4 protein-coding genes and 1 rRNA gene are annotated in these 8,403 nt (G+C 62.7%); 2 read left to right on the forward strand and 3 right to left on the reverse strand.

Annotated elements, in window-relative coordinates:
• The first annotated feature begins 10 nt into the window (after positions 1-10).
• The gene (locus tag U0988_RS02375) at positions 11-2,845 is read left to right on the forward strand and encodes a pitrilysin family protein (RefSeq protein ID WP_322291048.1); all 2,835 of its coding nucleotides are present in this window, start codon (positions 11-13) and stop codon (positions 2,843-2,845) included.
• 36 nt (positions 2,846-2,881) lie between these two features.
• Here the strand turns inward: U0988_RS02375 and U0988_RS02380 are convergent, their stop codons facing one another.
• The 3 genes from U0988_RS02380 to U0988_RS02390 form a co-directional block, all read right to left on the reverse strand.
• Complete coding sequence (locus U0988_RS02380; RefSeq protein ID WP_322291049.1) at positions 2,882-4,699, reverse strand: ABC transporter ATP-binding protein/permease; 1,818 nt, start codon at positions 4,697-4,699, stop codon at positions 2,882-2,884.
• Positions 4,700-4,759: 60 nt separating this feature from the next.
• Positions 4,760-5,761: an aspartyl protease family protein gene (locus U0988_RS02385; RefSeq protein WP_322291050.1), complete on the reverse strand. Its 1,002-nt coding sequence runs from the start codon at positions 5,759-5,761 to the stop codon at positions 4,760-4,762.
• A gap of 102 nt (positions 5,762-5,863) precedes the next feature.
• Positions 5,864-7,381, reverse strand: coding sequence for a lipopolysaccharide biosynthesis protein (locus U0988_RS02390; protein WP_322291051.1), 1,518 nt, complete (start codon positions 7,379-7,381; stop codon positions 5,864-5,866).
• A 628-nt stretch (positions 7,382-8,009) separates the two neighbouring features.
• On the opposite strand from U0988_RS02390, the gene U0988_RS02395 reads away from it, so the two are divergent.
• Positions 8,010-8,403 (forward strand): 16S ribosomal RNA (locus tag U0988_RS02395); the annotation flags it as partial.

An 8,403-nucleotide genomic window follows, 5' to 3' on the forward strand; every position in this document is an offset into this window, starting at 1 on the left:
GGGCTGCTTGATGTTTCGTAGTTTTCTCGCCGCAGGATGCGGTATGCTGGCACTGGCAGTATCCTTGCCGCTGGCCGCGCAGACACCGGCTGGTTCCGCCGAAGCACTTTCCGCCCCGCAGATCGAATTCGAGGAATGGACCCTGGATAACGGGCTGCGTGTGATCGCGCTCCCCGATCAGGGTACCAGCACGGTCACCACCTCGATCTGGTACGATGTCGGTTCCAAGCATGATCCGGAGGGGCGTTCCGGCTTCGCCCATCTGTTCGAGCATATTCTCAGCCGCAAGACCGAGAATATGCCGTACAACATGATCAACAAGCTGACCGAGGATGTCGGCGGACAGCGCAACGCCTCCACCGGGGACGACCGGACCAATTATTACGAAACGGTCCCGGCGGAATATCTCGAGACCATGCTGTGGACCCATGCCGAACGCATGGCGCGTCCGGTGGTGGATGCCGAAGTGTTCGAAAAGGAACGCTCGATCGTGAAGGAGGAACTGCGCCAGCGGATTCTCGCGCCGCCTTATGGCCGGCTGCGGCTGGTGTTTGCCGAAAACGGCTATGATATCCTGCCCCACCGGCGGCCCGGGATCGGCAATATAGAGGAACTGGACGCGACCACGCTGGACGATGCGCGGGCGTTCCACCAGGCCTATTACGGGCCGGATACGGCAACCGTGATCGTTGCCGGAAATTTCGAGACGGCCGAACTGCGCGCCCTGATGGACAAGTATTTCGCTGCGATCCCGCGCCGCAGCAATGCAATCCCGCTCGAAATCACCGCGCGCGAGGAACGCCGCACGCAGCCGCGTTCGTTGGTCGCAACCGCCCCCAATGTGCCGCTGCCGGTGGTCGGGTATTTGTGGCAACTGCCTCCCCAGACCCATCCGGACGTTGCTGCGGTGAATGTGCTCGACGCGATCATGTCGAGCGGCCAGAACAGCCGCCTCTACAACGCTCTGGTTCGGACGGGCAAAGCGGTGGAGGCGCAGCAATTCGCCAACACGTCGGAAGAGGGCGGCTATTTCGCCAGCTTCGCGATCCTAAGCCCCGTCGCCGATCAGGACGAAGTTTCCGCCTTGCTCGCCGCCGAGTTCGAGCGACTGCGGACGCAGCCGGTCAGCGAAGCCGAATTGCGCGAAGCCAAGAACGAATGGGTCTCAGGCACGCTCAGCCGCCGCGAAACGGCGCGGGGCAGGGCGTTCGAACTCGGCGAAGCACTGGTTTCCACCGGCGATCCGCGCTGGGCCGACCGGCTCATGGCCGACATTGCGAGCGTCACCGCAGCCGATGTGATGCGGGTTGCGCAGACGTGGCTAACGGCGGAATCGGTTGTCGCCATGCGCTATGTCGCGGGCGAGGCGGACCCCTCCACCTATGCCAATCCGGTGCCGATGCCGACGTTCCGCAGTGTGCCCCCTGCTTCCGGCGAGCCGGCGCTGTTGAATGACGAAGCCACGCGGCAGGCACCGCCCACCCCGAGCCCGGTCCCCACGGTCGAACGCGCGCCCCTGATCCAGACGACGCTGGATAACGGGATCAGGCTGGTCTCCACCCAGACCGGCGATGTTCCGCTGGCGACGATCACCGTCGTCCTGCCCGGCGGCACCAGCGCCGATCCGGCGGGCAAGGCCGGACTTGCCGAGATGACCGCAGGACTGGTGGACAAGGGCACCGCCACGCGCAGCGCAGAGCAGATCGCCCAGACGCTCGAAAGCCTGGGCGCGTCAATGTCGGCCAGCGCGGGGCCGGACGGGACCTTCGTCAGTCTGACCGCGCCGGTGGGCAATATCATGGCGGCTGGCGAGGTGATGTCGGACGTGATCCGCAACGCCTCTTTCCCGCAAGACGAGCTCGACCGCGAACGTAAACGTGCGGTGGATGGATTGCAGGTGGCGATGAAGGATCCGGGCAGTCTGGCCGGGCTCATTGCATCGCCGGTGATGTACGGCACTGCCGCCTATGGCGGGGTCACCACCGCGGAAAGTCTCACCCGATTGACGCGGGACGATCTCGCCAGCTTCCGGGCTAGCTGGTGGCACCCTGCGGCGGCGCAGATCGTGGTCAGCGGCGGTGTTGCTCCCGACCGGGCGAAGGAAATCGCGGGCGCGCTGTTCGGTGACTGGCTGAGCGATCAGCCAGCACCTGCCCCGATCGCGGATCCTTCCGGCCCTGCACCGGCCCCGCGCACATTGGTGATCGACATGCCCGAAGCTGGGCAGGCCGCCGTAATTGCCGGGGTTCGCGCGATCTCCCGCAGCGATGCCGATTATTATCCGTTGATGCTGGCCAATACCGTGCTGGGTTCCGGGTCGAACGGGCGGTTGTTCGAAGAAGTGCGGACCAAGCGCGCGCTCAGCTATGGGTCCTACAGCTCGTTCGGGGCCCGGGCAGGACAGGCGGTGCTGAACGCGAGCGCCCAGACCAAGAATGAAACCGCCGACGAAGTGGCAGCGGTGATCCTAGAGCAATTCGAACTGCTTGGCACCGCGCCGCTGGAGGAGGAGGCGCTGCAGAAACGGCGGCTGTTCCTGGCGGGCAGCTATGCACGGGCGCTGGAAACGAGCAGCGGGTTCAACGGGATCGTCGCCGGATTGCTGCAGCAGGGGATCGCGCCCGAAGAAGCGGCATTATTGGCTGAGCGGCTGCAGGCGGTTTCGCCGGAAGCCGCGCTCGCGGTGTCGCGGCGGATTGTCCGCCCGGAAAATGCTTCGCTGATCATCGTCGGTAACGCGGCGGAGTTCATCGACGACCTGCGGCAGGATTATCCCAGCGTCGAAGTCATTCCGGTGAGTGAACTCGACCTCAACAGTCCGACCTTGCGCAAGCCCGCAGGATAGCGGCAATCGGAGCGGACGCGGCACTTCGGCTGGATTTTATTCGGCGATTTCGGTTTCCGCTCCGCTTTCGGTCTGCTGCCGGTTCCACATATCGGCATACAGCCCGCGGCGTTCGAGCAGCGCCGCGTGGCTGCCTTTTTCCGCCATCCGCCCATCGCTCAGAACCAGGATTTCGTCGGCATCGGCGATAGTTGACAGGCGGTGGGCGATCGACAGGCTGGTGCGGTTTTCCGACACCTGGTGAAGCGTGTCGAGAATATCCTGCTCGGTGCGGCTGTCGAGGGCGCTGGTGGCTTCGTCCAGGACCAGGATCGGCGGGTTCTTGACCAAAGTGCGGGCGATCGCCACGCGCTGTTTCTCGCCGCCCGATAGCTTCAGCCCGCGTTCGCCCACTTCGGTATCGAAGCCCATGGGCAGTTTCTCGATGAAGGGCAGGATCGCCGCGCCCTGCGCCGCCGCAAGCACATCTTCGTCGCTCGCGCCCGCCCGGCCATAGGCGATGTTATAGCCAACGGTATCGTTGAACAGCACGCTGTCCTGCGGCACAATTCCGATCGCTGCGCGCAGGCTGGCCTGGGTGACTTGGGCGATGTCCTGCCCGTCGATCAGGATGCGGCCAGACCAGGGATCGTAGAACCGGAACAGCAGCCGGGCGATGGTGCTCTTGCCCGCGCCGGATGGCCCGACAATCGCGATATGGCCGCCAACCGGGACATGGAACGACAGGCCATGCAGGATGGTGCGATCGGGATCGTAACCGAACACGACATTGTCGAAGGTGATGGTCGGCTGGCGGATGGCCAAAGCCGGCGCGCCGGGGCGGTCCTCAACCTCGACCTCGCTGTCCATCAGTTGGAACATCGCAGCCATGTCGATCAGTCCCTGGCGGACGGTACGGTAGACGAAGCCGAGCATATCCAATGGCCGGAACAGCTGCATCAGATAGCTGTTCACGAACACCAGATCGCCGACCGTCAGGAATCCCTGGCTCCAGCCCCATACGGTATAGGCCATCGCCCCGCCCATCAGCAGATTGGTGATCAGCGACTGTGCGATATTGAGCAGGCCGAGGGAGTTTTCCGATTTTATCGCTGCTTCGGCATAGGCGCGGGTGGATGCGGCGTAGCGTTCCTCCTCGCGGGCTTCGGCGCTGAAATATTTGACCGTCTCGTAATTTAGCAGCGAATCGACCGCGCGCGAATGGGCGCGACCATCCAGATCGTTCATCTCGGCGCGCAGCTTGGTCCGCCACTCCGTGATCCACCGCGTAACGGAGATATAGGTAACAACCGTCAGCGCGGTCGCCAGCACCAGCCCAAGGCCGAAATTGATGTAGAAAATCACCGCCACCGCGGCCAGTTCGATGATTGTGGGCGCGATGTTGAACAGCAGGAAATACAGCATCGTGTTGATGCTCTTGGTCCCGCGGTCGATCGTCTTGGTGATCTCCCCCGTCCGCCGCGACAGATGGAAGCGCAGGCTCAGCCGGTGGAGCCGGCGGAACACGTCTTCGGCCAGTTGGCGGATGGCGTCCTGCCCGACACGTTCGAAGGTGATGTTGCGCAGATTGTCGAACACCACGCTGGTGAACCGGCCGAGCGCATAGGCCAGCACCAGCGCCGCTGCGACCATCATCGCCTCGTTGCTGGCCGTGGTCATCGTATCGACCGCGTTCTTGTAGGCGAACGGCAACAGCAGAGTGGTCGCCTTGCCCGCGAGCACCAGCAGGATGGCGATCACGATCCGGCTCTTCAGAGCGGCATTACCACTCGGCCACAGGTAAGGCAGGAACCGCTTGAGCGTTTTCCAGCTATCGTGATTGGCGGGCGCCGGGGTGGGGAAATCGGGTGGCATCGGCGCTGCATTTGGTGCCCCGCGCCCCTTTACGCAATGGCTGGTTGGCAGCCGGGGCTGTTAACCGCCTTGCGCCGCTTGGGAATAAAGCCGCGTGGCCTTGGTCGATCGAACCGGAGTTGCACCGCGGTAGGACTGCGGCGGGAGATCGAACAGCACCTGACGTGAATTGAAATCGATCGCCACCCGGTCGAACCCCCGCAGATCGTTCATCCCAAGGATCAGGGCAGGGCGGCGGCCGAGCCCCAGCTCGTCGAATGCAGGGCTGTCGGCAAAGGTGATCGCCGTGTTGCTTAGCTGCACTGACTGGATCCGCAGCGATTTGGCGATGGCAACGTTGCCCTTGATTGCACTTCCATTCACATCGGTCGCGGTAGAGGGGCCCTGGTCGGATCCGCGCAACCTGCGCCGCAGCGCCATGTTGCCGATGCTGCCCTGCGCGCCGGTATCTATAATGACAGCGGTGCTGACCCCGTCGATCACCGCATCGGTGATGATCAGGCGGCCAAGTTTCCGCCGCGCGCGGACGACGATCTCGTAACCGCGATTGCCGCCCAGTTCCTTCGCATTGTCGACGGCAATTGTTTCGTCGCGGAAATTGATCATCACCCGCAAGTCTTGCAGGCTGTCGAGCCCGAGGATGCCGTCGGCACCGATATGGTGCGCCTCCAGCAGCGGGGCGGTGATATTGTCCAGCACCCGCGCTGCGAATTCGAGCCCGTTCAGTTCGACCAGCTGCACCGGAACCCGGCTGGCCATGCCCACCACCGTCGCGGTTCCCACGGTTTCCAGCTGGAGCCTTTCGCTCAATCCGCGGGTGACCACGGTCGCTTGCGAGCCGGTATCGATCATGAAGCGAAACGGACCTTCGCCCTCGACCGTTACGGGCACGGTCATGCGGTCATATCTGTCTGGCGTTCCAATGATTATTTCGGTGTTCGAGGCAGTACCGGCGTCGGGCAGTTCGGCCATTGCCTCGCCCGCGGCGTTCGCCACAACGGGGGGCGCGGGCGCGGTAGGGGCCGACGCCAGGGCCGCTGCGAACAAGGGGGCTGAGATCATGCCGACTCTCCCGCGGTCCGCAAGAACCAGGCTTGTGTGTCCAGCGGTACCGGGGGCATCTTACCACTTCGGCCCTTCAGCTCCAAGTGCGCCGAACGGGTGCTAGGCGGTAAGAGCGATCTGCCGGTCTTTGCGGAGCATGGCCCAGGTCTCGCGGAGCAAGGGCGGCCAGCCCAGCCACAGGGTTACGCCATAGGCAAGCGCTCCGGCGGGCACCGTCAGCAGCAGTTGCATGGGTGCGGCAACGGGTCCCGCAGCCGCTTGGACTGCGGCGACCACCCCCGCCATCACCGCGCAGGCCAGCGCCACCGGCAGCAGTTCGGCAAGCAACTCGCCCAGGCTCAGCCCCACGGCCGGCAATGTCAGTGCAAGGGTCGCAGCCAGCAGGGTCGGCGCCGCGACCCACCACGCATGAACGAGTCCCATCGGACCAGAGGCAATCCCGATCAGGAAGACTGCCGGGTATACCACCGCACCGATGGCACTGGTGGTCACATAGATACGCGTCGTTCCCATCGCATTGGTTGCCGGCGAACAGACAATCTGCAGCGCCATCAGCGGCATGGCAATGGCGAGGCCCGCCGCGATCGGGGCCATTTCCGACCATTTGGGACCGAACAGGGTCAGCACCGCGGCATCTGCCGTCAGCGCGAGGCCGATATAGATCGGCGCGGTCACCAGCAGTACCGTCCGCAGGGTGCGCAGGAAGAACGGAGCAAGCGGCTTCCCCAGCTTGTGCAGTTCCGCATAGGCAGGAAAGGCAACCTCGTTGATCGGGGGCAGAAAGCGGCCCGTCACGATGAGCGTCAGGAACAGCGCCTCGGAATAGAGGCCGAGTTCGTGCGTATCGAAAGCGCGGCCGGCGATGAAGATGTCGCTCTGGCTCTGGATGATCCAGAACAGCTGGCACAGCGTCAGCGCGCCGCCGAAAGTCAGGATGTCACGCGCGCCGCGGAAATCGAAGCTCGGCCAGACCAGCAGCCGGGCGGCAATCGTCAGGCCCAGCGCGCGGGTAATTGCCATAGCGATCGGGGCAAAGACCAGCGCCCAGACGCCATATCCCCGCCACGCCATCCATAGGGCGACCCCGGCACCTGCCGCGGCAGAAACCAGGTTAACCAGGCCCTGATTGCGAAACTCGATCTTCCGGGCGAGCAGGGCAGAGGGCAGGGCGATAAACGGCACGGTGAGGAACAGCGCCGCCTGGACCCGTAACATATCCGCCACCACAGGTTGGCCGTAATAGGCGGCGATATAGGGAGCGAGCAGGAACTGCGCCGACGCGATCAGGCCGTTCGCCAGGATCAGCATTCCGAAAACCTGCGAGACCTTGCGGCCATTGATCTGCGGCGCCTGGATCAGCGATGTGGCGAAACTGTATCCGTTGAGGAAAGCCAGCGCAGCCAGCACGACTTGCGTCATCGCAAACAGCCCGTAATCGCTGGGATCGAGCAGGCGCACGACCGCCAGCGTCGATCCCCAGGTGATGATCTGCGCTAGCACCTGCGTACCCCAGCGCCACGCCATCGCGCTGCGGACACGCCCGCTGAACCCGTGGTCAGTCTCCAGCGGTTCGCCTGATGTCGCCGCACTGCGGAAAGATGGGTTGGCTTCGGGCATCGTTCCGCGTGCGATACAGGGGAATCGTGAATAATTCGCAGCACCGGAATGGGGAATCGGACCGCCGAAATGCGTTAGGGCGGGCCGAACGACCGCGTGATTCCCGCCAAAAGCTGCCAAAATCCCGAAAATGGCTTGAAAACCCGCCTCGGACTGTCGCAGTTTTGTAGCTGGAAAACCGCGGAATTGCGGGCTTTTTTCGCCTGTTTGAAATAAAATTGCAAAAAGCCGTTGACCCAAACCGAGGTCATCAGTAGAAGCCAATCCACCGGAGCGGAACAGACGGTTTCAACCGCCTCAAACGCCTCGGTCGCCAGTATAAACGGACAACCAGTCCCCCGGTTTCAAAATCGGGGAACCCTAGTTGTCCGCTTCTTATGTTGGATGGCTCTTTGACATTGTTAGTTTTAGATGAAGGGACATGTGGGCGACGGCGCCCGGTCCGGGGGCTTTTGGGCTCCGGATACCGGTTAATCAAGTCGATGCCTTAACATTCCATCCTTGCTCACGCATCGATGGTTTGGACATGTCCTTCGTATCCATTACGTTTGACAAGTGCAGGTATCGGCTCCCGAAATTCGGGCTGTTCGGCTAGCGATCCTAGATCGTGCTGAATGGTTCGTGACACAAACTTGAGAGTTTGATCCTGGCTCAGAACGAACGCTGGCGGCATGCCTAACACATGCAAGTCGAACGAACCCTTCGGGGTTAGTGGCGCACGGGTGCGTAACGCGTGGGAACCTACCATCAGGTTCGGAATAACAGTTAGAAATGACTGCTAATACCGGATAATGTCTTCGGACCAAAGATTTATCGCCTTTTGATGGGCCCGCGTTGGATTAGCTAGTTGGTAAGGTAAAAGCTTACCAAGGCGACGATCCATAGCTGGTCTGAGAGGATGATCAGCCACACTGGGACTGAGACACGGCCCAGACTCCTACGGGAGGCAGCAGTGGGGAATATTGGACAATGGGCGAAAGCCTGATCCAGCAATGCCGCGTGAGTGATGAAGGCCTTAGGGT

The sequence above is a fragment of the Allopontixanthobacter sp. genome, from assembly GCF_034376665.1.
Taxonomy (GTDB): domain Bacteria; phylum Pseudomonadota; class Alphaproteobacteria; order Sphingomonadales; family Sphingomonadaceae; genus Allopontixanthobacter.